The organism is Massilia oculi, from assembly GCF_003143515.1.
Lineage (GTDB): Bacteria > Pseudomonadota > Gammaproteobacteria > Burkholderiales > Burkholderiaceae_D > Telluria > Telluria oculi.
The window spans coordinates 1,168,451-1,192,841 of sequence record NZ_CP029343.1; the positions used below are offsets into that span (position 1 = coordinate 1,168,451).

General features: G+C 64.1%; 20 protein-coding genes and 2 pseudogenes. 6 read left to right on the plus strand and 16 right to left on the minus strand.

Translation table 11 applies throughout. The features are described from left to right. Positions 1-13: 13 nt before the first annotated feature. Positions 14-1,681 carry a cation acetate symporter gene (locus tag DIR46_RS05430; RefSeq protein ID WP_109344328.1) on the minus strand — a complete coding sequence of 556 codons (1,668 nt, stop codon included), beginning with the start codon at positions 1,679-1,681 and terminating at the stop codon, positions 14-16. Continuing rightward, positions 1,681-1,989: a DUF485 domain-containing protein gene (locus DIR46_RS05435; RefSeq protein ID WP_109344329.1), complete on the minus strand. Its 309-nt coding sequence runs from the start codon at positions 1,987-1,989 to the stop codon at positions 1,681-1,683. Before DIR46_RS05435 ends, DIR46_RS05430 begins: the two co-directional genes overlap by 1 nt. Positions 1,990-2,153: 164 nt before the next feature. Between DIR46_RS05435 and prpR the strand changes: the two genes are divergently transcribed. From prpR to DIR46_RS05450, 3 genes are all read left to right on the plus strand, one after another. Next, the gene (gene prpR, locus DIR46_RS05440; RefSeq protein WP_109344330.1) at positions 2,154-3,752 is read left to right on the plus strand and encodes a propionate catabolism operon regulatory protein PrpR; all 1,599 of its coding nucleotides are present in this window, start codon (positions 2,154-2,156) and stop codon (positions 3,750-3,752) included. Between the two features lie 156 nt (positions 3,753-3,908). Further along, positions 3,909-5,288: a pyridoxal-phosphate dependent enzyme gene (locus tag DIR46_RS05445; RefSeq protein ID WP_109344331.1), complete on the plus strand. Its 1,380-nt coding sequence runs from the start codon at positions 3,909-3,911 to the stop codon at positions 5,286-5,288. Beyond that, entirely contained in the window at positions 5,285-6,475 is a 1,191-nt protein-coding gene (locus DIR46_RS05450) for a trans-sulfuration enzyme family protein (protein WP_229446503.1), read from the plus strand. Before DIR46_RS05445 ends, DIR46_RS05450 begins: the two co-directional genes overlap by 4 nt. 3 nt (positions 6,476-6,478) lie before the next feature. On the opposite strand, the gene DIR46_RS05455 is transcribed toward DIR46_RS05450, so the two are convergent. The 5 genes and pseudogenes from DIR46_RS05455 to clpS form a co-directional block, all read right to left on the minus strand. Next, on the minus strand, positions 6,479-8,074 hold the full coding sequence (locus DIR46_RS05455) for a methyl-accepting chemotaxis protein (protein WP_109344332.1): 1,596 nt from the start codon (positions 8,072-8,074) through the stop codon (positions 6,479-6,481). 211 nt (positions 8,075-8,285) lie between these two features. Continuing rightward, positions 8,286-8,393, minus strand: a pseudogene (locus DIR46_RS28035) (IS1595 family transposase); the annotation flags it as partial. After that, positions 8,393-8,569 (minus strand): annotated as a pseudogene (locus tag DIR46_RS28040) (IS1595 family transposase); the annotation flags it as partial. The pseudogenes DIR46_RS28035 and DIR46_RS28040, both read right to left, overlap by 1 nt. Before the next feature lie 153 nt (positions 8,570-8,722). Next, positions 8,723-11,023, minus strand: coding sequence for an ATP-dependent Clp protease ATP-binding subunit ClpA (clpA, locus tag DIR46_RS05470; protein WP_109344333.1), 2,301 nt, complete (start codon positions 11,021-11,023; stop codon positions 8,723-8,725). Further along, a complete protein-coding gene (clpS, locus tag DIR46_RS05475; RefSeq protein WP_109344334.1) occupies positions 11,020-11,322 on the minus strand; it encodes an ATP-dependent Clp protease adapter ClpS in 303 nt (100 codons plus the stop codon). The genes clpA and clpS overlap by 4 nt, the downstream gene beginning before the upstream one ends. 317 nt (positions 11,323-11,639) lie before the next feature. Here clpS and cspE point away from each other — a divergent pair, with 317 nt between their 5' ends. Beyond that, positions 11,640-11,843 (plus strand): transcription antiterminator/RNA stability regulator CspE, encoded by a 204-nt coding sequence (gene cspE / locus DIR46_RS05480; protein WP_020653506.1) that lies wholly within the window; start codon positions 11,640-11,642, stop codon positions 11,841-11,843. A gap of 65 nt (positions 11,844-11,908) precedes the next feature. Here cspE and DIR46_RS05485 read toward each other — a convergent pair whose 3' ends face one another. Beyond that, positions 11,909-12,214, minus strand: coding sequence for a hypothetical protein (locus tag DIR46_RS05485; RefSeq protein WP_109344335.1), 306 nt, complete (start codon positions 12,212-12,214; stop codon positions 11,909-11,911). A gap of 29 nt (positions 12,215-12,243) precedes the next feature. Next, the gene (gene icd, locus DIR46_RS05490) at positions 12,244-13,497 is read right to left on the minus strand and encodes an NADP-dependent isocitrate dehydrogenase (protein ID WP_109347916.1); all 1,254 of its coding nucleotides are present in this window, start codon (positions 13,495-13,497) and stop codon (positions 12,244-12,246) included. Positions 13,498-13,625: 128 nt separating this feature from the next. Here icd and DIR46_RS05495 point away from each other — a divergent pair, with 128 nt between their 5' ends. After that, positions 13,626-14,171: a pseudouridine synthase gene (locus tag DIR46_RS05495; RefSeq protein ID WP_109344336.1), complete on the plus strand. Its 546-nt coding sequence runs from the start codon at positions 13,626-13,628 to the stop codon at positions 14,169-14,171. Between the two features lie 61 nt (positions 14,172-14,232). Here DIR46_RS05495 and DIR46_RS05500 read toward each other — a convergent pair whose 3' ends face one another. The 6 genes from DIR46_RS05500 to rpsT all read right to left on the minus strand — a co-directional run bounded on the left by DIR46_RS05500 (position 14,233) and on the right by rpsT (position 21,919). After that, positions 14,233-16,464 (minus strand): CHRD domain-containing protein, encoded by a 2,232-nt coding sequence (locus tag DIR46_RS05500; protein WP_109344337.1) that lies wholly within the window; start codon positions 16,462-16,464, stop codon positions 14,233-14,235. A 580-nt stretch (positions 16,465-17,044) separates the two neighbouring features. Then, positions 17,045-17,896 (minus strand): anti-sigma factor family protein, encoded by an 852-nt coding sequence (locus DIR46_RS05505; protein WP_109344338.1) that lies wholly within the window; start codon positions 17,894-17,896, stop codon positions 17,045-17,047. 1 nt (position 17,897) lies between these two features. Continuing rightward, the gene (locus DIR46_RS05510) at positions 17,898-18,410 is read right to left on the minus strand and encodes an RNA polymerase sigma factor (protein ID WP_109344339.1); all 513 of its coding nucleotides are present in this window, start codon (positions 18,408-18,410) and stop codon (positions 17,898-17,900) included. Between the two features lie 39 nt (positions 18,411-18,449). Continuing rightward, a complete protein-coding gene (locus DIR46_RS05515; RefSeq protein WP_109344340.1) occupies positions 18,450-18,821 on the minus strand; it encodes a COG4315 family predicted lipoprotein in 372 nt (123 codons plus the stop codon). Positions 18,822-19,040: 219 nt separating this feature from the next. Continuing rightward, a complete protein-coding gene (locus DIR46_RS05520; protein ID WP_109344341.1) occupies positions 19,041-21,272 on the minus strand; it encodes an NADP-dependent isocitrate dehydrogenase in 2,232 nt (743 codons plus the stop codon). Between the two features lie 380 nt (positions 21,273-21,652). Then, positions 21,653-21,919, minus strand: coding sequence for a 30S ribosomal protein S20 (gene rpsT, locus DIR46_RS05525; RefSeq protein WP_005669248.1), 267 nt, complete (start codon positions 21,917-21,919; stop codon positions 21,653-21,655). 259 nt (positions 21,920-22,178) lie between these two features. Between rpsT and murJ the strand changes: the two genes are divergently transcribed. Continuing rightward, a complete protein-coding gene (gene murJ, locus DIR46_RS05530; RefSeq protein ID WP_109344342.1) occupies positions 22,179-23,735 on the plus strand; it encodes a murein biosynthesis integral membrane protein MurJ in 1,557 nt (518 codons plus the stop codon). Positions 23,736-23,747: 12 nt separating this feature from the next. On the opposite strand, the gene DIR46_RS05535 is transcribed toward murJ, so the two are convergent. After that, positions 23,748-24,380: a redoxin domain-containing protein gene (locus tag DIR46_RS05535; protein ID WP_109344343.1), complete on the minus strand. Its 633-nt coding sequence runs from the start codon at positions 24,378-24,380 to the stop codon at positions 23,748-23,750. Positions 24,381-24,391 lie beyond the last annotated feature (11 nt).

Here is a 24,391-nt window from a genome sequence, read left to right on the forward strand (position 1 = left end):
ACTCAACGACGGTTCAGTGCGCCGACGCGCCCGCCGCACCGATACCGGTCTCGGCGCGCACTTCCTGCGCCTCGAAGCCGGCGCGGTCGATGCGTGCGCGCGGGCCCTTGTCGGTGATCGAGAAGATCCAGATGCCGAAGAAGCCGACCGCCATCGAGAAGATCGCCGGCGACGCGTACGGGAAGATCGCGGCACCGTTGCCCAGCACGTCGACCCACACCGACTTCGACAGCACGGTCAGGATGACCGCGGTCGCCAGGCCCAGGAAGCCGCCCACGGTGGCGCCGCGGGTGGTGCAGTCTTTCCACAGCACCGACATGAACAGCACCGGGAAGTTGGCCGAAGCGGCAATCGCGAAGGCCAGCGACACCATGAAGGCGACGTTCTGCTTTTCGAAGGCGATACCCAGCAGCACGGCGATGATGCCGAGGCAGATGGTGGTGATCTTCGACACCTTCAGCTCGTTGGCGCTGGTTGCCTGGCCTTTCTTGAACACGGTCGCGTACAGGTCGTGCGAGACCGCCGAGGCGCCCGACAGGGTCAGGCCGGCCACCACCGCCAGGATGGTCGCGAAGGCCACGGCCGAGATGAAGCCCAGGAAGACATCGCCGCCCACGGCTTGCGCCAGGTGGACTGCCGCCATATTGTTACCGCCCAGCAGTGCACCGGCTGCATCCTTGAAGGCCGGGTTGGTGCCGACCAGCACGATCGCGCCGAAACCGATGATGAAGGTCAGGATGTAGAAGTAGCCGATCCAGGTGGTGGCCCACAGCACCGATTTACGCGCTTCCTTGGCGCTCGGGACGGTGAAGAAGCGCATCAGGATGTGCGGCAGGCCGGCGGTGCCGAACATCAGCGCCATGCCGAACGAAATCGCGGAAATCGGGTCCTTGATGAAGCTGCCCGGGCCCATGATGGCGTCGCCCTTGGCGTGCAGCTCGGTGGCCGACTGGAACAGTTGCGACGGGCTGAAGTTGTACTGGGCCAGCACCGAGAACGCCATGAACGAGGCGCCCGACAGCAGCAGCACGGCCTTGATGATCTGCACCCAGGTGGTGGCGGTCATGCCACCGAACAGCACGTAGACCATCATCAGGATGCCGACCAGCACCACCGCGATCCAGTAGTCCAGGCCGAACAGCAGCTTGATCAGCTGGCCGGCGCCGACCATCTGCGCGATCAGGTAGAAGGCCACCACGACCAGGGTGCCGGAGGCCGCGAACACGCGGATCGGCTTCTGGGCAAAGCGGTAGGAGGCCACGTCGGCGAAGGTGAAGCGGCCCAGGTTGCGCAGCCGCTCGGCCATCAGGAAGGTGATGACGGGCCAGCCGACCAGGAAGCCGATCGCATAGATCAGGCCATCGAAGCCGTCCAGGAACACGGCGGCGGAAATGCCCAGGAAGGAGGCGGCCGACATGAAGTCGCCCGCGATCGCGAGGCCGTTCTGGAAGCCGGTGATGCCGCCGCCGGCGGTATAGAAGTCGGATGCCGAACGGGTCTTGGCTGCAGCCCATTTGGTGATGTACAGGGTGCCCAGCACGAACACGCCGAACATGATGATGGCGGTCCAGTTGGTGGCTTGCTTGACGCCCTGGCCAAGGTCAGGGGCGGCCTGGGCGATGCCGGCGGCGGCAAGGGAAGCCAACGCGGCGAGAGCGGCTGCGGTGTGGAAGCGTTTCATCAGGCACCCACTTTCGCTTTGATGGCGTCGCTCAGCTCGTCGTACTCGCGGTTGGCGCGGCGCACGTAGATGCCGGTGATGACGACGGTGAACACGATGACGAACAGGCCCAGGGGAATGCCCCAGGTCATGACGCCGTCACCGATGCGGGAACCCATGAACTCCTTGTTGAAGGCGACCAGCAGCGTGAAGCCGTAGTACACGATCATCATGGCCCAGGTCAGCGTCCAGCCGAACCTGGAACGGGTCTCTTTGAGCTTGAGGTAATTCGGGTCGCTCTTGACCCTTTGTACGACGTCTTGATCCAATTTTGTCTCCTGGTTTTTCTGGTGTTGCCTTTGCGGCTGAGACCCATCCTACGGGCGCCCCCTTACCGGATTCTTACGGCATCGAAGTTATTGACCGCCCGTTCGCTTACGTTGCGGCGTTTCAAATTGAAACGTTACTCCGAAAAATGCACTAGACTTGAAACATGAATTCGTCCCGTTCCCCGCTCGATGCCGGCGACAAGCCCGTCATCTGGACCGTCTCCGTCTCGCGCCTGTCCGACCTGTTCCGCGACATCACCGTCGAATACGACCACCTAGCTTTGATCGAACCGCTGCATCTTGGTTTTGACGAGGCTGCGAAACATATCCGCGAGCGCCTGGCTACTGAACACTGTGACGTGGTCATCGCGGCCGGCTCGAATGCCGCCTGGCTCAAGGGCCGCGTGTCGGTGCCGGTGGTGGCGGCCAAGGCCAGCGGCTTCGACGTACTGAAGGCGCTGGCGCGGGCGCGCCGCGTCTCGCACCGCATCGGCGTCATCAGCTACCAGGCGCCACTGCCGGAACTGGGCGACTTCGCCGCCACCTTCGGCCTCGACCTGGCCCAGCGCACTTATGTCACGCGCGAGGATGCGCGCGCCGCGGTGCACGAACTCAAGGCCGAGGGCATCGCCGTGATCGTCGGCGCCGGATTGATCACCGACCTGGCCGAGGAAGCCGGGCTGACCGGCGTGTTCCTGTATTCGGCGGCCTCGATCCGCCAGGCCTTCGACGATGCGCTGGAACTGGCGCGCCTGACCCGGCTCGAGGCCGGCCGTGGACGGCGCAAGCCCACTGAACAACGCGCGCGGCGCGGCATGAACGACTTGCGCGGCGACTCGCCCGCGATGGAGCGCCTGCGCCAGACCGTGGTGCTGTACGCGCGCTCGCCCAGCACCGTGCTGATCGAGGGCGAGACCGGCAGCGGCAAGGAACTGGTGGCCCAGGCGATCCACCGCGAAAGTCCGCGCCGCGGCGCCAACCGCCCCTTCGTGGCGGTGAACTGCGGCGCGATCGCCGAGTCGCTGCTGGAGTCGGAACTGTTCGGCCACGAGGAAGGCGCGTTTACCGGCGCGCGCCGCGGCGGCCACGCCGGCCTGTTCGAGGCCGCCAACGGCGGCACCCTGTTCTTGGACGAGATCGGTGAAATGCCGCTGGCGCTGCAGACCCGCCTGCTGCGCGTGCTGGAAGAACGCGAGGTGATGCGGGTCGGCGGCACCCGGCCGGTGCCGATCGACGTGCGCGTGATCAGCGCCACCCACTGCGATCTGGAAGCGCGGGTGCGCGAAGGACGTTTTCGGGCCGACCTGTTCTATCGGCTGGCGGTACTGCGCCTGGCCTTGCCGCCGCTGCGTGCCCGGGCGCAGGACATCGCGCCGCTGGCCGAATGGTCGTTGAAACAGGCGTTGGCCGCGCTCGATGCGCGTCCGCATCCGAACCTGGCGGCCGAGATCACCGCTTGCGCGCCCCTGCTCGCTTCCTATGCCTGGCCGGGCAATGTGCGCGAGCTGCGCAACCTGATGGAACGGGTCGCCCTGTTCCTGGCGGCCGAGCCGCTGCAGGCCTTGACGCCGGCCTTCATGCTGTCGGTGGCGCCGGAACTGGGGCGAGAAGTGGCGGCCCCTGGCACGGCGCCCTCCCCTGCGCCTGGGCGCGAATCGGTGGCTGCCGTGCTGGCGCGCTTCGGCGGACAACGCGATCTTGCCGCGCAGCACCTCGGGATCAGCCGCACGACCCTGTGGCGCCGCCTCAAGACCGAGACTTAGCAAAACCTTAAGCTTCTCCAAAGCAGCGCTCGACAAAAGCTCGTATCATGATCCTTCAGAGTGCTGGCGCCGATCCGCGCCAGTTCGTCGTAGCACGCCGGCCCGCCGCGGACTCTTGCGCTACCCGCGCCGGCTGGCCGGCTTAACGGAGGCAATATGCAACATGCGTCGCAAGCTGCACTGTTTTCGCTGATCGGCGATACCCCGCTGGTGGAAGTCACCCGGATCGATACCGGCCCCTGCCAGCTGTTCCTCAAGCTCGAATCGCAGAACCCGGGCGGTTCCATCAAGGACCGCATCGGCAAGACCATGATCGAGCAGGCCGAGCACGACGGCCTGCTGCAGCCCGGCGGCACCGTGATCGAGGCCACGGCCGGCAATACCGGCCTGGGCCTGGCGCTGGTGGCGTGCATCAAGGGCTACCGCGTCGTGCTCGTCGTGCCCGATAAAATGGCGGCCGAGAAAGTCCTGCACCTGAAGGCGCTCGGCGCCGAGATCCACCTGACCCGCTCCGACGTCGGCAAGGGCCATCCCGAGTATTACCAGGACTACGCCGCGCGCCTGGCGAAAGAAATTCCCGGCGCCTGGTTCGCCGACCAGTTCAACAATCCGGCCAATCCGCGCGCCCACGAAACGACGACCGGCCCCGAGATCTGGGACCAGACCAACCACAAGCTCGACGCCATCGTGGTCGGCGTCGGCTCATCCGGCACCCTCACCGGCCTGTCGCGCTATTTTAAAAAGACCCAGCCCCTGCTCGAATTCGTCCTGGCCGATCCGAAAGGCTCGATCCTGGCCGAGTACGTCGAGACCGGCCACGTCTCGCAACACGCGGGCTCGTGGGCGGTCGAGGGCATCGGCGAGGATTTCATCCCCGGCATCGCCGACCTGTCGCGCGTAAAAACCGCCTATACCATCAGCGACGAAGAGAGTTTCTCGACCGCGCGCCTGCTGCTGCAGCGCGAGGGCATCCTGGCGGGCTCCTCCACCGGCACCCTGCTGGCGGCGGCGCTGCGCTATTGCCGTGCGCAGACCCGCCCCAAGCGCGTGGTCACCTTCGTGTGCGACACCGGCACCCGCTACCTCTCCAAGGTGTACAGCGACGGCTGGATGGTCGACCAGGGCCTGATCACGCGACCCAGAACAGGCGACCTGCGCGACCTGATCGGCCGCCGCCACGACCTGGGCGAAGTCATCACGCTCTCGCCCGACGACACCCTGCTTACCGCCTTCAACCGCATGCGCTCGAGCGACCTGCAGCAGTTGCCGGTGGTCGACGCCGGCGGCCGGCTGCTGGGCCTGATCGACGAATCCGACCTGCTGCACCAGGTGACGCAAGATACCGCGCGCTTCAATGCGCCGGTGTCCGGCACCATGACGTCCGAACTGCAAACGCTGCATCCGGCGGCGAGCATGGGCCAGCTGCGCGAGATCCTCGACCGCGGCCTGACCGCCGTCATTGCCGACGGGCCGACCTTCTACGGCCTGATCACGCGCTACGACCTGCTCAACCATCTGCGAAGGACCCTGTCTTGACTAATCCATCTCATCCCATCGAATTCAAGCGCCACCTGGCCACCCGCGTCATCCACGGCGGACAGTCGCCCGAACCGGCCACCGGCGCCGTGATGCCGCCCATCTTCGCCACCTCGACCTTCCGCCAGGAGAGCCCTGGCGTGCACAAGGGCCTCGATTACGGCCGCTCGCACAACCCGACGCGCTGGGCGCTGGAGCGCTGCGTGGCCGACATCGAGGGCGGCCGCGCCGCCTTCGCCTTCGCTTCCGGCCTGGCCGCGATCGCGGCGGTGCTCGAGCTGCTCCCGGCCGGCGCGCACATCGTGGCCGGCGACGATATGTATGGCGGCACCTACCGCCTGTTCGAGCGCGTGCGCCGCGACAGCGCCGGCCTGTCGTTCACCTACGTCGACCTGTCCGACCCCGACGCGCTGGCCGCCGCCATCAAGCCCGAAACGCGCATGGTGTGGGTCGAGACCCCGACCAACCCGATGCTCAAGCTGGCCGACCTGACGGCGATCGCCGGCATCTGCCACGCGCGCGGCATCATCAGCGTGTGCGACAACACCTTCGCCAGCCCGATCAACCAGCGTCCCCTGGCGCACGGCTTCGACATCGTGGTGCATTCCACCACCAAGTACATGAACGGCCACTCGGACGTGATCGGCGGGGTGGCCGTGGTCGGCGCCGGCGACGCCCAGACCGGCCTGGCCGAGAAGCTCGGCTTCATCCAGAACGCCGTGGGCGCCATCCAGGGCCCGTTCGACAGCTTCCTGGTGCTGCGCGGGATCAAGACGCTGGCCCTGCGCGTCGAGCGCAGCAACGCCAATGCCATGCTGCTGGCCAGCTGGCTCGAGCAGCAACCGCAAGTACGCAAGGTGTTTTACCCGGGCCTGGAATCGCACCCGCAGCACGCGCTGGCGCGCCACCAGATGCACGGTTATGGCGGCATCGTCTCGATCGACCTCGACACCGATATCGCCGGCGCGCGCCGCTTCCTGGAAGCCTGCGAAGTGTTCACCCTGGCCGAGAGCCTGGGCGGCGTGGAAAGCCTGATCGAGCATCCGGCGCTGATGACCCACGCCACCATTCCGCCCGAGCAGCGCGCCGCGCTCGGCATCGGCGATGGGCTGATCCGCCTGTCGGTGGGCATCGAGCATGTCGATGACCAGCGCGAGGATCTGCGCCGCGCATTGGCGGCGATCTGAACGTCAAGCCGCTTCGAGCAGGCGCCGATGCGGCTGCTCCGGCGCGGCCAGCGCGCTGCGCAGCTTGAAGGTCGCCACCAGCGCCGACAACTCCGCCGCCTGCTGGCGCATCGAGGCCGCCGCCGCCGCGGCTTCTTCCACCATCGCCGCGTTCTGCTGGGTCGACATGTCGATCTCGGCGATCGACTTGCTGACCTGGGTGACACCGATGGCCTGGCCCGCGCTGGCGGTGTGGATCTGGCCGAGAATGCCGGCCACTTCGTGCACGTGCTGCAGCATCGCGCGCATGGTCGAGCCGGCCGATTCGGCCATGCCGGTGCCGGCCTCGATCTCGCTCGACGACTCCTGGACCAGCTTCTTGATTTCCTTGGCCGCTCCGGCCGAGTGCTGGGCCAGGTTGCGCACCTCGCTGGCCACCACGGCAAAGCCACGGCCTTCGCTGCCGGCGCGCGCCGCTTCCACCGCCGCGTTCAGCGCCAGGATATTGGTCTGGAAGGCGATGCTGTCGATCATGCCGGTGATGTCGACGATGCGCGCGGCCGAAACCTTGATCGCTTCCATGCGCGCCACCAGCTGCTCGACCGCCCGCGCGCCTTCGGTGGCGACGCCCGACGCGGTCTGGGCCAGGGCATTGGCGTTCTTCGCATTGGCGTTGTTGCTGGCGATCGCCTCGCTCAGTTCATCCATCGCGCTTACCGTCTGGCGCAGCGCGTCGGCCTGGCGCTCGGTGCGGTTCGACAGATCCTGGTTGCCTTCGGCGATCTCGTTCGAGGCCGAATCGATCGCCTGGGCGCCGACCAGCACCTGCGACACGGTATGCGAGACGCCGTGGGTCATGCCGTTGAGGGCGTCGAACAGGCGGCCGATCTCGTCCGTGCGCTGGTGCTGGATCGTCGGACGCAGGTCGCCGTGGGCGACCTGCTCGGCCAGCATCGCGGCCTGCTTCAGCGGCACCACCAGGTTGCGGCTCAAGGCCCAGGCCAGGCCGGCGCCGACCAGCAGCGCCGCGCCGCCCAGGCCCAGCAGCAGGATCTTGCTGAAGCTCGACGAGGCGGTCGTTTCGTCGGCCAGACGGTGCGCCTCGCTGCTCTCGTGGGCGAGCAGGGCTTCAAAGGCGCCGACCTTGGCCTTGTAGCCCGGTTCCCACTGCCTGGTCAGGATGTCCTCGACCAGGCCGGTCTGGCCCAGGTCCTTGGCCTTGAACAGCGCTTCCTGCACCGTACCCAGCGCGGCCTTGTGGCGGGCCGCGTCCTGCAGCATCGCGCGCTCGCGCTCCGACACCGGCAGCTTGGCCAGCTTCGCCTCGATGGCGGCGATGTTCTTGCGGCCTTCGGCCAGCTCGGCCTGGAAATAATCGGCCAGTTCCAGGCTGTCGCTGCGGGCGATCGAGACCGTGCGCGAGCCGTTCAGGCGTTCGATGCCGAGCAGGTCGGATACCAGCTGCTGCTTCGCCAGCTTGTCGTCGACCAGGTTGGAGGTGATGACATCCGCCGCGTGCATGCGCCATACCGCGACGGCGGCGATGATCACGATGACGAGGGAGAGGATGCCGAAGGCGCCGATGAGCTTGGCGGAAGTATTGAGCTGTGGCAGTCGCATGGGTAGTCCGTGATGAGGTGGGACAACGATGCGTGCATTCTAGAAATTTTATATGACACCGTCGTGAACTCACATTTCAAGAATTACCATGGTTCTTTATAAATATTTTTAAAATAAAGACAAGAAAGTTGAATAAAAGTTATGCCGCTTGGAGTGAGCGCCGAGCGCCATCATGCATCGTTCCGATAACAAAAAAAAGGCGCTGTCATCGTTATCTGTTGATGACCTTGAATGCGATACGCAGCAATTGTTCGACGGAAGGGACCCTCCCACCATCGATCGCCCAATGCCAGCCAAGGTAGTTGGGTAGCCAGCGCGACAACGCTCGCAGCCGCAGTCCGGGCAGCAGCGCTCCTTTGACCGGATCTCGCCGATGAGGGCGATCACTCGGTCGAGCCCGGCTGCCGGATGCAGGACGGCGAGCACCTGCTGGCGCTGCGGCTGGTTCAGCAGCGGCAACCCGTTGAACAGCTTCGCAAACTCCGGCGCTTTCATTGCGCGCTCCCGATCGATGACGACCGGGGTTGGACCGCGGGTCAGCTCAGCAGTTCAATGCTCATCCATATCTAACGGGTACAGCGCCCAAAAAAAAGCCCGCGGCACCGGGTGCGCGGGCTTCTTGCTCAGAGCGCCTTACGGCGCGCTCCGTTACTCGATCTCGACCGTCTCCGCCGGTGCCGGTGGCGGCAGTGCGTCGCCTTCCGGGAACTCCAGGACCACGTCGTCCTTCTCGTTCAGGTCGACCGTCACGCGGCCGCCGTTGACCAGGCGGCCGAACAGCAGCTCGTCGGCCAGCGCCTTGCGGATCATGTCCTGGATCAGGCGCGACATCGGACGCGCGCCCATCGCCGGGTCGAAGCCCTTCTGGCCGAGGAACTTGCGCAGCTTCTCGGTGAACACCGCTTCGACCTTCTTCTCGTGCAGCTGCTCTTCGAGCTGCATCAGGAACTTGTCGACGACGCGCAGGATGATGTCTTCGTCCAGCGCGCGGAAGCTGATGATCGCGTCCAGGCGGTTACGGAACTCCGGCGTGAACATGCGCTTGATGTCGGCCATCTCGTCGCCAGCCGCCTTCGAATCGAGGAAGCCCAGCGAACGCTTGGTCAGGCTCTCCGCGCCCGCATTGGTGGTCATGATGATGATCACGTTACGGAAGTCCGCCTTGCGACCGTTGTTGTCGGTCAGGGTGCCATGGTCCATCACCTGCAACAGGATGTTGAAGATGTCCGGATGGGCCTTCTCGATCTCGTCCAGCAGCAGCACGGTGTGCGGCTTCTTGGTGATCGCCTCGGTCAGCAGGCCGCCCTGGTCGAAGCCGACGTAGCCCGGCGGCGCGCCGATCAGGCGCGACACGGCGTGACGCTCCATGTACTCGGACATGTCGAAGCGCACCAGCTCGATGCCCAGGATGAAGGCCAGCTGTTTCGCCACCTCGGTCTTGCCGACGCCGGTCGGACCGGAGAACAGGAAGGAGCCGATCGGCTTGTCGGTCTTGCCCAGGCCCGCACGCGCCATCTTGATCGCGGCCGACAGCGCCTCGATCGCGGGGTCTTGGCCGAACACGACGTTGCGCAGGTCGCGGTCGATCGTCTGCAGCTTGCTGCGGTCGTCCTGGTTGACCGTTTGCGGCGGAATCCGGGCGATCTTGGCGATGATGTCCTCGATCTCGGTCTTGCCGATGGTTTTCTTCTGCTTCGACTTCGGCAGGATGCGCTGGGCCGCGCCGGCCTCGTCGATCACGTCGATCGCTTTATCTGGCAGGTGACGGTCGTTGATGAAGCGCGCCGCCAGTTCGGCCGCGGTCGACAGCGCCGACGCCGAGTATTTCACGCCATGGTGCTCTTCGAAGCGCGACTTGAGGCCGCGCAGGATCGCCACGGTCTGCTCGACCGACGGTTCGTTGACGTCGACTTTCTGGAACCGGCGCGAGAGCGCATGGTCTTTCTCGAACACGCCGCGGAATTCGGTGAACGTGGTCGCGCCGATGCACTTGAGCTGGCCATTGGCCAGTGCCGGCTTGAGCAGGTTCGACGCGTCGAGCGTGCCGCCCGAGGCCGAGCCGGCGCCGATGATCGTGTGGATCTCGTCGATGAACAGGATGCCGTTCGGGGTGTCCTTGATCTGCTTGAGCACGGCCTTCAGGCGCTGCTCGAAATCGCCGCGGTACTTGGTGCCGGCCAGCAGCGCGCCCATGTCGAGCGAGAACACGACGGCGTTCTGCAGAATCTCGGGCACGTCCTCCTGCACGATGCGCCAGGCCAGGCCTTCCGCGATCGCGGTCTTGCCGACGCCGGCCTCGCCCACCAGCAGCGGGTTGTTCTTGCGGCGGCGGCACAGGATCTGGATCACGCGGTCGACTTCTTCCTCGCGTCCGATCAGCGGATCGATCTTGCCGTCGGCGGCCGCCTTGTTCAGGTTCTGGGTGAACTGGTCGAGCGGCGACTCCTTCGCCTGGCCTTCGACCTGCGCTTCTTCCACGCCTTCGGACGCCTTCTGGGTGTCCATCTGCTGGTCCTTGCGCACGCCGTGCGAGATGAAGTTGACGACGTCCAGGCGCGTCACGCCCTGCTGGTGCAGGTAATAGACGGCATGCGAATCCTTCTCGCCGAAGATCGCGACCAGCACATTCGCGCCGGTCACTTCTTTCTTGCCGTTCGAAGCCGACTGCACGTGCATGATGGCGCGCTGGATCACGCGCTGGAAACCGAGCGTCGGCTGTGTGTCGACCTCGCCCGTGCCCGGCACGGTCGGGGTGTTGTCACCGATAAAATTAGTCAAGGTCTTGCGCAGGTCTTCGATATTGACCGCGCACGCACGCAGGACTTCGGCGGCCGATGGATTATCGAGCAGCGCGAGCAGCAGGTGTTCCACGGTGATGAATTCGTGGCGTGCCTGGCGTGCCTCGACAAAGGCCATGTGTAGGGATACTTCAAGTTCCTGCGCAATCATACTTCCTCCATCACGCACTGCAGGGGGTGCCCGGCCTTGCGCGCATGCGTTAAGACAAACTCCACTTTGGTACACGCTATATCTTTGGAAAACACCCCACACACACCCTTACCATGACGGTGAACAGAGAGCATGATCTGGGTTGCGGTTTCGCGATCCTTGTTGAAATACTCCTGGATCACGGCGACCACGAACTCCATCGGCGTGTAGTCATCGTTCAGTAGCGCCACCTGGTACAGCGGAGGCGGTTCGACGGTCTGCCGCTCGAGCAGCTGTTCAGTATCGTGCTTCGTTGCCATGGGGTTATTCTAATACTTCCGCGGTTGGTGCCAAGCGTAAACATCAGCTCGTTTTCTGGTGCTTCCATCTTACGCGTTTTCAGATATTTGCGCAGATGGCGTTCCGATTGCGGAAATCAAGAGCACCGGTGGGTCGGCGCGGAAATATTTGGCAATAGGCACGCAAAAGCGCTTGACTTCAGTGATTATTCCACCAACAATGCAGTTATTGACATTGTACTTATGTACTTGTTGATAAGAAGTGAGCAGGCTGAGGAGGGGCAAGAAGCTTCTTGCTTTTATGGCTCGTGTGATTTGTTAAATTTGAAAGTTCTTTTATGGCAACTGGTACTGTTAAGTGGTTCAATGATTCCAAAGGCTTTGGCTTCATCACTCCTGATGACGGCGGCGAGGATCTGTTTGCTCACTTCTCCGCGATCAACATGAACGGTTTTAAGACCCTCAAAGAAGGTCAAAAAGTCCAATTCGAAGTCACGCAAGGCCCTAAAGGCAAGCAAGCTTCCAACATCCAGGGCATGTAATCACTCCCCTCCCGGAAGCGAAGAACCCCGCGCAAGCGGGGTTTTTTTTCGTCCTTTTTTGATTATCACCCAGGCGCATCGCCGTGCGTCCAGCCGCTCTCCCGTGCGAATGCCTCCGCGTCGGCGAGAATGGCATTGAGTTGATCGTCGTCAACCGAATCGGGCATGGTTTGCGCGCTATTGCGCTGGAGCGCATCGAGCGCCTCGTCGTAACGGCGTATCAGCGACGCCGCGCGTTCGGCCAGGTCGGGCGCCAACTCAGCGGCTGCGCCCGAAGCGCGCAAGCGCTCCGGATCGGCATGCCGCTGGAAAGCAACAATAAAACGTCCGATTTTCTCGTATCTGGCTTGCGTGATCGATTCTTCGCCCACAGTCCCTCCTTATGCGATTTGAATGACGCCTACATGTTTTGGGTGATGGCCTCGCCGAATCCCGAACACGACACCTGGGTCGCCCCTTCCATCAGGCGCGCAAAATCGTAGGTCACCGTCTTCGCGACGATCGCCCGGCCCATCGCCGAGATAATCAGGTCGGCCGCCTCGCTCCAACCCATATGGCGCAACATCATCTCTGCCGACAGGATCAGTGAACCCGGATTCACATAATCCTTTCCCGCGTATTTCGGCGCCGTGCCGTGGGTCGCTTCGAACATGGCGACCGAATCGGACATATTCGCGCCCGGCGCGATGCCGATGCCGCCGACCTGGGCCGCCAGCGCGTCCGAGATATAGTCGCCATTCAGGTTCAGCGTGGCGATCACGCTGTATTCCGCCGGACGCAGCAGGATCTGCTGCAGGAAGGCGTCGGCGATCGAATCCTTGATCATGATGTCGCGCCCGGTCTTCGGATTCTTGACCTTGCACCACGGGCCGCCGTCGAACAACTGGGCGCCGAATTCCTTTTGCGCCAGTGCATACCCCCAGTCGCGGAACGCGCCTTCGGTGTACTTCATGATGTTGCCCTTGTGGACCAGGGTCACCGAAGGCTTGTCATTGTCGATGGCGTACTGGATCGCCTTGCGCACCAGGCGCTCGGTCCCTTCGCGCGAGACCGGCTTGATGCCCAGCCCCGAGGTGGCCGGGAAGCGGATCTTGTTGACGCCCATTTCCTCGGACAGGAAAGCGATCAGTTTCTTCGCGCCTTCGGAGCCGGCTTCCCACTCGATGCCGGCGTAGATGTCTTCGGAGTTCTCGCGGAAGATGACCATATCGGTCTTTTCCGGCTGCTTGAGCGGCGACGGCACGCCGGCAAAGTAGCGCACCGGACGCAGGCAGACATACAGGTCGAGTTCCTGGCGCAGCGCGACGTTGAGCGAACGGATGCCGCCGCCCACCGGCGTCGTCAGTGGGCCCTTGATCGAGACCACGTAGTCCCTCAGCACGGCGAGCGTCTCGTCCGGCAGCCAGGTGTCCGCGCCGTAGCGTTTGGTCGCCTTCTCTCCGGCGAAGATTTCCATCCAGCTGATCTTGCGCGCGCCGCCGTAGGCCTTGTCGACCGCCGCGTCGACCACCTTGAGCATGACCGGCGTGATGTCCACGCCGGTGCCGTCGCCTTCGATATAGGGAATGACCGGATTGTCCGGGACGTTCAGGGTGAAGTCGGCGTTGACGGTGATCTTCCGGCCAGCGGCCGGGACGGTGATATGCTGGACCATCCATTCCTCCATGAGGGCGGCGGCCGGCGGCGCGAACTCGCTTACAATGACGCCCGGCGTGCCGCCACGAGACATCGGCGTGCCCTGCATTATGCCTCAGCTATCCTCATCCGTTCACACGCTTCCCCATGCCCCTGATTCTCTTTAACAAGCCATTCCAGGTCCTGTGCCAGTTCTCGCCGCAGGAGGGCCGCGAGTCGCTGGCCGACTATCTCGATATCCCGGGCATCTACCCCGCCGGCCGGCTGGATGCCGACAGCGAGGGCCTGATGCTGCTGACCGACGACGGCAAGCTGCAGCACAAGATCGCCCACCCCGACCACAAGGAAGCCAAGACCTATCTGGTGCAGGTCGATGGCGTGCCGGACGCCGCCGCGCTGGCGCGCCTGCAGGCCCCGCTCGACCTGGGCGACTTCACTACCCGCCCATGCCACGCGGTGCGCATCGCCGAGCCCGAATGGCTGTGGCCGCGCAATCCGCCGATCCGCGCGCGCCAGGACAAGCCGACCGCGTGGATCGCGATCACGCTGGAAGAAGGCAAGAACCGGCAGGTGCGGCGGATGACGGCGGCAGTGGGCTTCCCTACCCTGCGGCTGGTGCGCAGCAGCATCGGGCCGTTCTCGCTGGCGACGCACCCGTTGATGCCCGGGGAATATACCGAAGTCCATTTCTAGTTACGGCGCGGCCGTCGGCGCTTTCGCGCCGGCCGGACAATCGCCCCGCCGGCTGCCTGTGTCACGGTGCGGGCGTCAGTTCCTGGCCATTGACGACCTGGCTGACGCCGAAGGTGCTGCTGGTGCTGCCCGAGTTGCCGGCGCTATCGGTCACGCGAGCCAGCGCTGTGACCGTGGTCTTGCCGCCAGGTACAAGCAAGCTGCCCCCGATGACCCAGCCATAGGTGGTTCGCACCCGCCCGGCATCCACCTCGCTGCCGACGATATTGAATAGTGGCGCAAGATTCTGGCCAGCTGGGACAATCGGCCCTTGGGGCGTCTGCAGCGGAACGTCGAAGCTGAAGAACAGGCCAGGCAGCTTGCGATTGGGCCCCTTGGCGGCAATCTGCGACCCATCGACGACCGTGCCGCGATCCGCCTCCGCCTGCCCCTCACCGCTTTCATCGGTTGCGATGCCAACGGATGTTTTGTCCAGGGCCGACACTTGAATGAACATCAGGGAAGCATTCCCCGGCGGCTTCGGCAACGCGTCCTGCGGCCCGGTGGAGATGCTCGCCGTTGGCCGGGGCGCGATCATCGTCACTTCGGGGCCATCGGCATCGTCGATGTCATCGCCTGGAAGGCCTGCTGCCTGTGGCGTGAGTGACTGGCCGGAGCGCCGGCCGGGAAGCACGTTGTAGGTCCTGACGTCCGTCGCGACGCGGCCGGCCTTGTCGGTCACGCTCGCGGTCATCGTCACCGCAGTGGTGTCTTCCTTGAGCGACTCGAGGACATGCCAGCCAGTCCACAAGGTCACACCGGGACCCGGCGTGTCGTCGCTGCCTGCGATATTGAACAGCGCTGCAAGATTGGTATTCTTCGGGATGACCGTTCCATCGGGCTTGATCAGATCGGCATCGAAGCTCACCACCAGAGTGGGCAGCCTGGGATTGGGCTTGCCCAACAGGCCCGTATCGCGGATATTCAGACTTTCCTGCGCCGCGATTCCCACGCCATCGCGGGTGATCATCTCGAGATTGATGGAAAAACCGCTGCCATTGAAGCTTCCGGAACCGGCAACGCCCTCGCCGCGCGCCACCGACACCCCGGACGCCGGCGACACGATGCGCATCACGGGTGAAGCATCGTCGGTGACGGCGCGGATCTGGCCGCGGATCTCGCCAGCCGGGAACGCCGCCGATTGTGCGTTGAAGTACAAGCCATCGTTTAGCAGTGCCTGCGCCCGATCCACGCTCAGCGCCGCCGTGCTTGCTGGAAGCAGCCAGTCATGACTGCCTGCGGCAGCCTGGGTCAGCGCCAGAATCTTGCTGCCGTTCGCGCCCGGGGTGGCTTGATGGATGCTGACATTGCTGGCGGCGAGACCGCTCGGGCTGAACTTTCCTTCCACCGTGCGTTTGGCTGCGTCGTAAACGAGGAAGCCTCGGGCGCTGGCCGTGGAGCCATTGCTTGGTACTTGCTGCTGGCCCGATGCCGATGCAATCAGTATCCTGCGTCCGATCTGGCCGCGTATCTCGCCGTTGGGATTGGCGGCGCTGTGCGCGTTGAAATACATGCCTCCCGCACGAAGCCTGACGATCTCGTCGGCCTTCAATACCGTACCCGCCGGCACCGTGAACCGACCGCCTCCATTGCGATTTTCCAGGGTAATCAGGATGGCTCCGTCAGCGCCGAAGGTCGCCGTATGCACATGGGCAGCGGTCGCCTTGATGCTCGACAGTTCGATACCGCCCGAGACGGCGCCAGTGGCGGGGTCGAGGACCAGGCGTCCATCGCCCACGGCGGCGCTCTCCACGGGTGTCGTTTCCTGCGACCCGGTCATGTGGGCAACAAAGACTTCGCGGCCGATCTGCCCGCGAATCTCCCCGCCAGGATGGGCCGCACTGTGGACATTGAAGTAGAAGCCACCGGCGTCCAGCGTGGACAGTTGCGCGGCGGTCAACTGCGTCGACGCCAGGGTTGCGACATTTCCTGAGATAGTCATCGGAAATGTGACCGGTCCCGCGATGCCCGCTTCGCCGGTGTGAATATGGGCCAGTGTCGGTACCAGCCCATCGACGGTGATGCTGCCGCTGATCGTGCGCGTAGCGCGGTCCAGCGCCAACGTCGCCCTGGCATTGGCCGCCGTGGCAATCGCCTTCGGTGCTTCCTGCTCGCCTGTCAGCGTGACGAGGAAAGTCTCGGTCGCCGTGTCGCTGCCGGGCCGGCCGTCATCACCGCCGCCGCAAGCCACCAGCGCCGCGACCAGCGCAGCCGTGGCCAGCGAGCGCCATGTATTTTTTAATAGAGTTTGCATGTCTTACCTTGGTTGTGAACAACTGAACGAAAATATTGGTCGTCCGATCTCTGTGTGTGGTGCGCACCACAAGTGATCGCGGTGTGCTTGCCAGGCCGTTACGGATGAACGTCGTCGCACATGGATAGACGCTGCACGGAGCCGATTTATTCTGGACGCCCGTGCGCGCCGCCAGATCGGCGATTCGGCGATCGGGCCGCGCTCCGGGGATGGGATGGGACTCGGTGTCGAAGTTCAGCCGCCTCGGACAGCGGACCGGAGCGCGCTCGGTACGCAGGTTGGCGATGCGGTCTTGGCCTGGCGAGGTGAGCCGCAAGTCCTTGCCATTGCGCGTCAACGTGCGTTCATGCGGATCCCGCCCTGCCAGGATGGCGCTACTGAGCCGATCCGGGACGGTCGTCGGACCTGTCGATCACGACCAGGGTATTTGGATCTTCGTTCGCGATGCGTGCCCGGCCGCGCGCGTCGACGCCGCCAGGCGCCGCGTGCGGCGAACAGATAGGAAGCGCTGAATGGGCCGCAGCAGCCAGGCAGTACAGGAGAGCGTGGCCGCTGCGCGCGATGCGCCGGATAGACTGCATCAGGCAGGAGCCAGTTGCCGGTGCACCTCGTGCGAAACGCGCATGAGCTCCTTGCGATCGGCGCCGCCCGAGATGGCGTAGCCGAACTCCCCGTCGACCCAATAGAACACATTGACGGGACCGTCCTGCCCGAAACGAAATGCCGTTTCGGCCTGACTGGCGCGCTTGGCTACCTCGCGGGTCACGTACAGCGTCAAGCGCTGTCCGGTGGCGTCGTGGTACATGAACTGTGCGACCGGGCCGGACTCTCCGGGCAGCAGACGCCCGCCGATCAATGCGTATCCAATGCCCTGCAGGCCAGGCGGCCTGACCGCGGTACCCAGGCGCTTGGACAACCAGGTGACGAGCTGCTGCTCATGGTCGGCGCCCACTTCGACCGGGCGCCGTATATCGGGGCTGTAAACCACATGGGCCACTGCCGCGCGACGCGCAAATCCGGTGAGGTGGTGGCTGCCCGAGGCCATCATGTGTGTCGATCTGGCCAGGGCAAGGGACGCCGCTTCCCCATCGACCGAACCGCGCACGACCCAGGCTGAACTTGCGCTGACTACTGCGATCATGATTCCCGCCGCAAGCCCACGCCATGGATAGCAGGCAACGGCAGGTTTCAGCGGCAAACGGCCGGGTATGGCTTCGTCGAGAACCGGGTTCAACAAGGCGCGTAGCTGCGCATTCTGTCGCTGCCAATCCATGACCTGTAGAAGTTTCTCCGGGTGGGTATCCAGATACGCTTCAACTTCGGCATGCCGCGCCGCTGTCAACTGCCGGTCGACATAACCATGCAGGTCAGCTTCGGTGATCGGCCCGCCGCGAGCCGGTTTGGAGGAGGAGTCTGGAGTTTCGTTGGCCATATCATTTCACGCGCTGTATCTTGGGGGCGGAGCGACGCCCATCGAGTTCGGCCCGCAAGCGTTCACGGGCTCGCGATAATCGCGACATGACCGTCCCGATGGGAATCCCGAGCGCGGTGGCGACATCCTGGTAGCTCAACTCCTCGACACCGACCAGGAGAAGCACTTCCCGCAGTTCGGGCGGCAGGCGTTGCAGGGCGCTGTCGAGATCCCGCACCTCGAGCTGGTCGCCCTGCCTGTCGCGATCGGCAACGTCCGGCAAATCGTCGCCGACGCTCTCTTCCGTGCGGGTCCGCTGGCTTCGTACGCGGTCGATGAACAGGTTATGCATGATGCCGAACATCCAGGCACGCACTTCGCCTCGTCTTTGCCACATGGAATATTTACTCCAGGCACGCTCCAGGGTGTCTTGAACGAGATCGTCGGCGTGCTCGGAATTCGAGTGCAATCCGCGCGCGTAGCGGCGCAAATGGGGGATGCAAGCCACGATCTCTGCCTCGTCTGGTGCGCGCATGGCGGTGTCAATGGTCGGGTTGGTAGGTGGCGGCCGGGCTCACTTGACGACGTGCCATACGCCCTTGACATTGTCACCGGTCGCATCCCCGGGCTTTTTATCGGAGGCATAGGTATAGACCGGTTTGCCCTTGTAGGCCCATTGTTTGTTGCCGTCGTCCCGGGTGACGACACTCAGGTCGCCTTCCGGCTTGGCGTCGGCCGCCGCCAGTGCGGGCGGCCACAGGGCCGCGCAGGGGCCGTTGCACTTGCTCGTGCCCGCACCGGCGACATCCATGTCGAAGGTGTAGAGCGTCATGCCGGACGTATCGACCAGCTTGCCGTCCACCATCCTGGCCGCGGGCTCAGCATGAGCAAGCGGCGCCAGCAAGGTTGCGGAAAGGACCATGGCGGTAAACGAAGGGCGTTTCATGTCGGACCTCTGGAAAATGAAGGGTTATAGTCGGATGGACGGAACAGCCATGCCGTCTATTCCCGATTCTCCTAAAAAAATTCCAGCTCGACCGGGTCTCGTCAATATATGCGCCGCGGTCTGGCGCGATGCAGCGTGGCCAGGGCGAGGGGCTGTGCGGAAGACAAAAAAACCCGCCGACCTGACGGCTCGGCGGGTTTTTTTATCGAAATGCCGCGATCAGGCCAGCGATTCCAGCGCAGCGTTGAAGGTCGCGCTCGGACGCATCACGGCGCCCACCTTGGCTTCGTCCAGCTTGTAGTAGCCGCCGATGTCGGCCGGCTTGCCCTGCACTTCCAGCAGTTCGGCGACGATCTTGGCTTCGCCCTCGCCCAGCTGCTTGGCCAGCGGCGCGAACCTGGCGGCCAGTTCGGCATCCTCAGTCTGCGCGGCCAGTTCCTGGGCCCAGTACATCGACAGGTAGAACTGGCTGCCGCGGTTGTCGAGCTCGCCGGTCTTCGGCGATGGCGACTTGCGGTTGTCCAGCAGCTTGCCGGTGGCCGCATCCAGGGTCTTGGCCAGCACCTTGGCCTTGTTGTTGCCGGTCTTGATGCCGAGGTCTTCCAGCGAGACGGCCAGGGCCAGGAACTCGCCCAGCGAATCCCAGCGCAGGTGGTTTTCCTCGACCAGCTGCTGCACGTGCTTCGGCGCCGAGCCGCCGGCGCCGGTTTCGTACATGCCGCCACCGGCCATCAGCGGCACGATCGACAGCATCTTGGCGGACGTGCCCAGTTCCATGATCGGGAACAGGTCGGTCAGGTAGTCGCGCAGGATGTTGCCGGTCACCGAGATGGTGTCCAGGCCGCGCTTGACGCGCTCCAGCGTGTAGCGCATCGCGCGCACCTGCGACATGATCTGGATGTCCAGGCCGCTGGTATCGTGATCCTTCAGGTAGAGCTTGACCTTCTTGATCAGCTCATTCTCGTGCGGACGGTACGGGTCGAGCCAGAACACGGCCGGCATGCCCGAGTTGCGCGCGCGGGTCACGGCCAGCTTGACCCAGTCGCGGATCGGCGCGTCCTTGACCTGGCACATGCGCCAGATATCGCCCTGCTCGACGTTCTGGCTCATCAGCACTTCGCCGGTGGCGAGGTCGGTGATGTTGGCCACGCCGTCTTCGCTGATCTCGAAGGTCTTGTCGTGCGAGCCGTATTCTTCGGCCTGTTGGGCCATCAGGCCGACGTTCGGCACGGTGCCCATGGTCTTCGGATCGAAGGCGCCATGCCATTTGCAGAAGTTGATGATCTCCTGGTAGATGCGGGCGAAGGTGCTCTCCGGGATGACGGCTTTCACTTCCTTCAGGCGGCCATCGGCGCCGTACATCTTGCCGCCGGCGCGGATCATCGCCGGCATCGACGCGTCGACGATCACGTCGTTCGGCGAGTGGAAGTTGGTGATGCCCTTGGCCGAGTCGACCATGGCCAGTTCGGGACGGTGTTCCTGGCAGGCGTGCAGGTCGCGGATGATCTCTTCGCGCTGCGACGACGGCAGGTCGGCGATCTTGTTGTACAGGTCGGCCATGCCGTTGTTGACGTTGATGCCGAGGCTGTCGAACAGGGCGCCGTGCTTGGCGAAGGCTTCCTTGTAGAACATGCGCACGCAGTGGCCGAACACGATCGGGTGCGAGACCTTCATCATGGTCGCCTTGACGTGCAGCGAGAACAGCATGCCGGTCTGGTGCGCGTCTTCGATCTGGGCTTCGTAGAAGTCCAGCAGGGCCTTGCGGCTCATGAACATCGAATCGATGATCTCGCCGGCCTGCAGGGCAACTTTAGGCTTCAGGACGATGGTCTGGCCGCTCTTGGTGACCAGTTCCATCTTGACGTCGCGCGCCGCGTCGAGGGTCATCGACTTTTCGCCGTGGTAGAAGTCGCCGTGGGTCATGTGCGACACGTGGGTGCGCGACGCCTGCGACCATGGCTGCATCGAGTGCGGGTTCTTGCGCGCGTATTCCTTGACGGCGCGCGGTGCACGGCGATCCGAGTTACCTTCACGCAGGACCGGGTTCACGGCCGAGCCGATGCACTTGCCATACTTGGCCTTGATGGTTTTTTCTTCGTCGGTCTTCGGATCGGCCGGATAGTCGGGAATGTTGTAGCCCTTGTCCTGCAGTTCCTTGATCGCGGTGGTCAGCTGGGTGACCGAGGCGCTGATGTTCGGCAGCTTGATGATGTTGGCTTCCGGCGTGAGCGTCTTCTTGCCCAGTTCGGCCAGCGCGTCGGGCACGCGCTGTTCCGGAGTCAGGTTCTCCGGGAAGGCGGCCAGGATACGGGCCGCGACCGAGATGTCGCTGGCCTCGACCGTGATGCCGGCCGGCTTGGTGAAGGTGCTGACCACAGGCAGGAAGGCGTGGGTCGCCAGCAGCGGCGCCTCGTCGGTCAGGGTGTAGATGATGGTCTGATCACTGCTCATGCACATTTTCCTCGGTAATCGCGAACGCTGTCGCGAGTATAAAACTGACAATTGGCCACAGGCCAGGACCCAGGCGCACCGCGCTGATGCCGGACATTCTACCCCTCCCGACGCCGGGATGGCAGATCGCAAAGGAGTGATCACATCACCCTGCGGCGTCGCGGTCAGCGCCGAAGTCTTCTATAAGACATAAGACGCGCCATATTATGCCCGACCTTTGCACGGCTTACCAGTTTTTAAGCGTTCGACAAGCTTGGCGGGCCGCAGCGAGGAAATGCGGCGCCAAGCAAAAAAACCCGCCAGGACCGAAGTCGGGCGGGTCTTTCCAACTGCACAGAACTTTGCCGTCGCGGCCCCAGGGCCGCGTCGCAAACGGGCTATTAAGCCGACAGTGCTTTCAGGGCTGCAGCCAGGCGGCTCTTGTGACGCGCTGCCTTGTTCTTGTGGATGATCTTCTTGTCAGCGATGCTGTCGATCTTCGACACGGATTGCTGGAAGATGGTGGTCGCGGCAGCCTTGTCGCCAGCCTGGATGGCTTTGCGGACGGCCTTGATTGCGGTGCGCAGGGTCGAACGCTGCGACGAGTTGTGTGCGTTTTGCTTAACTGCTTGACGAGCGCGTTTGCGCGCTTGTGCGGTATTTGCCATGGAATTTCCTAAATCGGGGTCAAGTTGCGTTTGCAAACATTAGCGACTGTCAAACTGGCGCCGGGGTTGGCTATGCGGTGCCTGCCCAACGATTAGTGTCTGCTAACAGAATTCAGTACAGCCCACGATTATAGCGAAGGTTTCAATTCGGAGCAATTCAAAATTCAAAGACTGTCGGTTTACTGTTCTTCCGGGAGCCTCGCGCGGTTCATCGAAACGTACCGGATTCCGACGAGTTGCCCAAGTATAATCTTGCGCCATGAACCTGCTCAGAACCCTCGCCGCCATCTCCAGCATGACCATGCTGTCGCGCGTCACCGGCCTGCTGCGCGAAAGCCTGTTCGCGCGCGCCTTCGGCGCCTCGGCCTATACCGACGCCTTCATCATCGCCTTCCGCCTGCCGAACCTGCTGCGCCGCCTGTTCGCGGAAGGCGCGTTCTCGCAAGCCTTCGTGCCGATCTTGTCGGAATATAAAACCCAGCACGGCGAGGGGGCCACCAAGACCCTCGTCGACCACGTCGCCACCGCCCTGATCTGGGCCACGGTGCTGACCAGCATCGTCGGCATCGTCGGCGCCCCGCTGCTGATCACGCTGCTCGCCGGCGACCTGCGCGACACACCCGGCGCCTACGACGCCTCGGTGATCATGACGCAGATGATGTTCCCGTATATCGCCTGCATGTCCTTCGTGGCCCTGGCCGGCGGCATCCTGAATACCTGGCGCCAGTTCAAGATTCCCGCTTTTACCCCGGTCTTGCTGAACCTGTCCTTCATCTTCGCCTCGCTGGTGCTGGTCAACTACCTGGAGCAGCCGATCTATGCGATGGCGATCGCGGTCTGCGTCGGCGGCCTGCTGCAGGTGGCGATCCAGATCCCCTCCCTGGTCAGGATCGGCATGCTGCCGCGCATTTCGCTCAATCCGATGCACGGCCTGCGCGACGCCGGCGTGCGGCGCATGCTGAGAAAAATGGGGCCGGCCGTGTTCGCGGTGTCGGCGGCCCAGATCAGCCTGTTGATCAATACCGGCATCGCCGCCAGCCTGGCGGCCGGCGCCGTCTCGGCCCTGCAGTATGCCGACCGCCTGATGGAATTCCCGACCGCGATGCTGGGTGTGGCCCTGGGCACCATCCTGCTGCCGTCGCTGTCGAAAGCCAATAGCGAAGGCAATGCCGAAGAGTATGCGGCCCTGCTCAACTGGGGCCTGCGCCTGACCTTCCTGCTGGCGCTGCCGGCGGCGGTGGGCCTGGCGACGCTGGCCGAGCCGATGATCGCCACCCTCTTCCACTACGGCAAATTCGACGACGCGGCGCTGGCCAACTCGGCCATGCCCCTGATGGCCTACAGCGCCGGCCTGCTCGGCATCATCCTCGTGAAAATCCTGGCGCCCGCCTTCTATGCACGCCAGGACGTCAAGACGCCGGTGCGCATCGCGATCATGGTGCTGTTCGCCACGCAGCTGATGAATGTGCTGTTCGTGTACTGGCTCGACCTGGGCGTGGCGGGCCTGGCCCTGTCGATCGGCCTGGGCGCCTGCATCAACGCCACCTGCCTGTACCTGGGCCTGCGCCGGCGCGGCATCTACACGCCGCAGCCGGGCTGGCTGGCATTCTTCATCAAGCTGGCCGTCGCGGTCGGCGTGATGGGGCTTCTCGCCTGGTTCGGCCAGGCGCAGTTCGACTGGGCGGCGATGAAGGCGACGCCCGGCTTGCGCATCGGCGCCCTGCTCGGCATCATCGCCGCCTGCGCCTTGGCCTACTTCGCCGTGCTGGCAGTGCTGGGCTTCAGGCCGCGCGACTTCCGGCGCCGCGCGAATTGAGCTGCACCGCGATCAAGACTTGTACTTGACGTTGCAGCCGTAAGGACGGGTCGTGGCCTGGGCCACGTTCTGGCCCTTCACGACCGCTTCCATCGCGGTCTTGAACAGCGGGCTGGCCTTCTCGATGTCTTCCAGACTGGCCGAGGCGATGCTGTCGATGCCGCCCGCGTAGCGCAGCACGCCCTTGGCATCGATCACGTACATATGCGGCGTGGTGCGCGCGTCATAGGCCTTGCCGACCGTGCCTTGCGGGTCGAGCAGCACCGCGCTTGGCGCCGCGTTGCGGCTGGCCGTCAGCTCGTCGGCCTTCTTGCCATCCACGAAGCCCTGTTCGCCCGGCGCCGACGAGATCACGCTCAGCCAGACCACGCCCGCATCCTGCGCCTGTTTCTGCAGGTTCGGCATATTCGCCTGGTAGTGCTTCTTCACGTAAGGGCAATCGTGGTTGGTCCATTCCAGCACCACGACCTTGCCCTTGTAGTCTGCCAGGCTGTGCTGCTTACCCTTGCTGTCGGCCGCCGTGAAGGCGGGCGCCGGCTGGCCGACGACTGGCGCGGCAAAGGCCGGCGCCGCAGTCGCGCCCAACAGCAGGGCCGCCATCGATACCGTAGTGCGCAAGATTGTGCGACGAGAGGAAGCTTGCATGACATCTCCTT

Coding starts and splice junctions, on each gene's coding strand:
- DIR46_RS05505 (WP_109344338.1), bottom strand. CDS start 17,896: ATGGCCAACGAAACTCCAGACTCCTCCTCCAAACCGGCTCGCGGCGGG.
- DIR46_RS05520 (WP_109344341.1), bottom strand. CDS start 21,272: ATGAGCAGTGATCAGACCATCATCTACACCCTGACCGACGAGGCGCCG.
- clpS (WP_109344334.1), bottom strand. CDS start 11,322: ATGGCAACGAAGCACGATACTGAACAGCTGCTCGAGCGGCAGACCGTC.
- DIR46_RS05455 (WP_109344332.1), bottom strand. CDS start 8,074: ATGCGACTGCCACAGCTCAATACTTCCGCCAAGCTCATCGGCGCCTTC.
- clpA (WP_109344333.1), bottom strand. CDS start 11,023: ATGATTGCGCAGGAACTTGAAGTATCCCTACACATGGCCTTTGTCGAG.
- DIR46_RS05430 (WP_109344328.1), bottom strand. CDS start 1,681: ATGAAACGCTTCCACACCGCAGCCGCTCTCGCCGCGTTGGCTTCCCTT.
- DIR46_RS05535 (WP_109344343.1), bottom strand. CDS start 24,380: ATGCAAGCTTCCTCTCGTCGCACAATCTTGCGCACTACGGTATCGATG.
- murJ (WP_109344342.1), top strand. CDS start 22,179: ATGAACCTGCTCAGAACCCTCGCCGCCATCTCCAGCATGACCATGCTG.
- DIR46_RS05510 (WP_109344339.1), bottom strand. CDS start 18,410: ATGCGCGCACCAGACGAGGCAGAGATCGTGGCTTGCATCCCCCATTTG.
- rpsT (WP_005669248.1), bottom strand. CDS start 21,919: ATGGCAAATACCGCACAAGCGCGCAAACGCGCTCGTCAAGCAGTTAAG.
- prpR (WP_109344330.1), top strand. CDS start 2,154: ATGAATTCGTCCCGTTCCCCGCTCGATGCCGGCGACAAGCCCGTCATC.
- DIR46_RS05500 (WP_109344337.1), bottom strand. CDS start 16,464: ATGCAAACTCTATTAAAAAATACATGGCGCTCGCTGGCCACGGCTGCG.
- DIR46_RS05495 (WP_109344336.1), top strand. CDS start 13,626: ATGCCCCTGATTCTCTTTAACAAGCCATTCCAGGTCCTGTGCCAGTTC.
- cspE (WP_020653506.1), top strand. CDS start 11,640: ATGGCAACTGGTACTGTTAAGTGGTTCAATGATTCCAAAGGCTTTGGC.
- DIR46_RS05445 (WP_109344331.1), top strand. CDS start 3,909: ATGCAACATGCGTCGCAAGCTGCACTGTTTTCGCTGATCGGCGATACC.
- icd (WP_109347916.1), bottom strand. CDS start 13,497: ATGGTCCAGCATATCACCGTCCCGGCCGCTGGCCGGAAGATCACCGTC.
- DIR46_RS05515 (WP_109344340.1), bottom strand. CDS start 18,821: ATGAAACGCCCTTCGTTTACCGCCATGGTCCTTTCCGCAACCTTGCTG.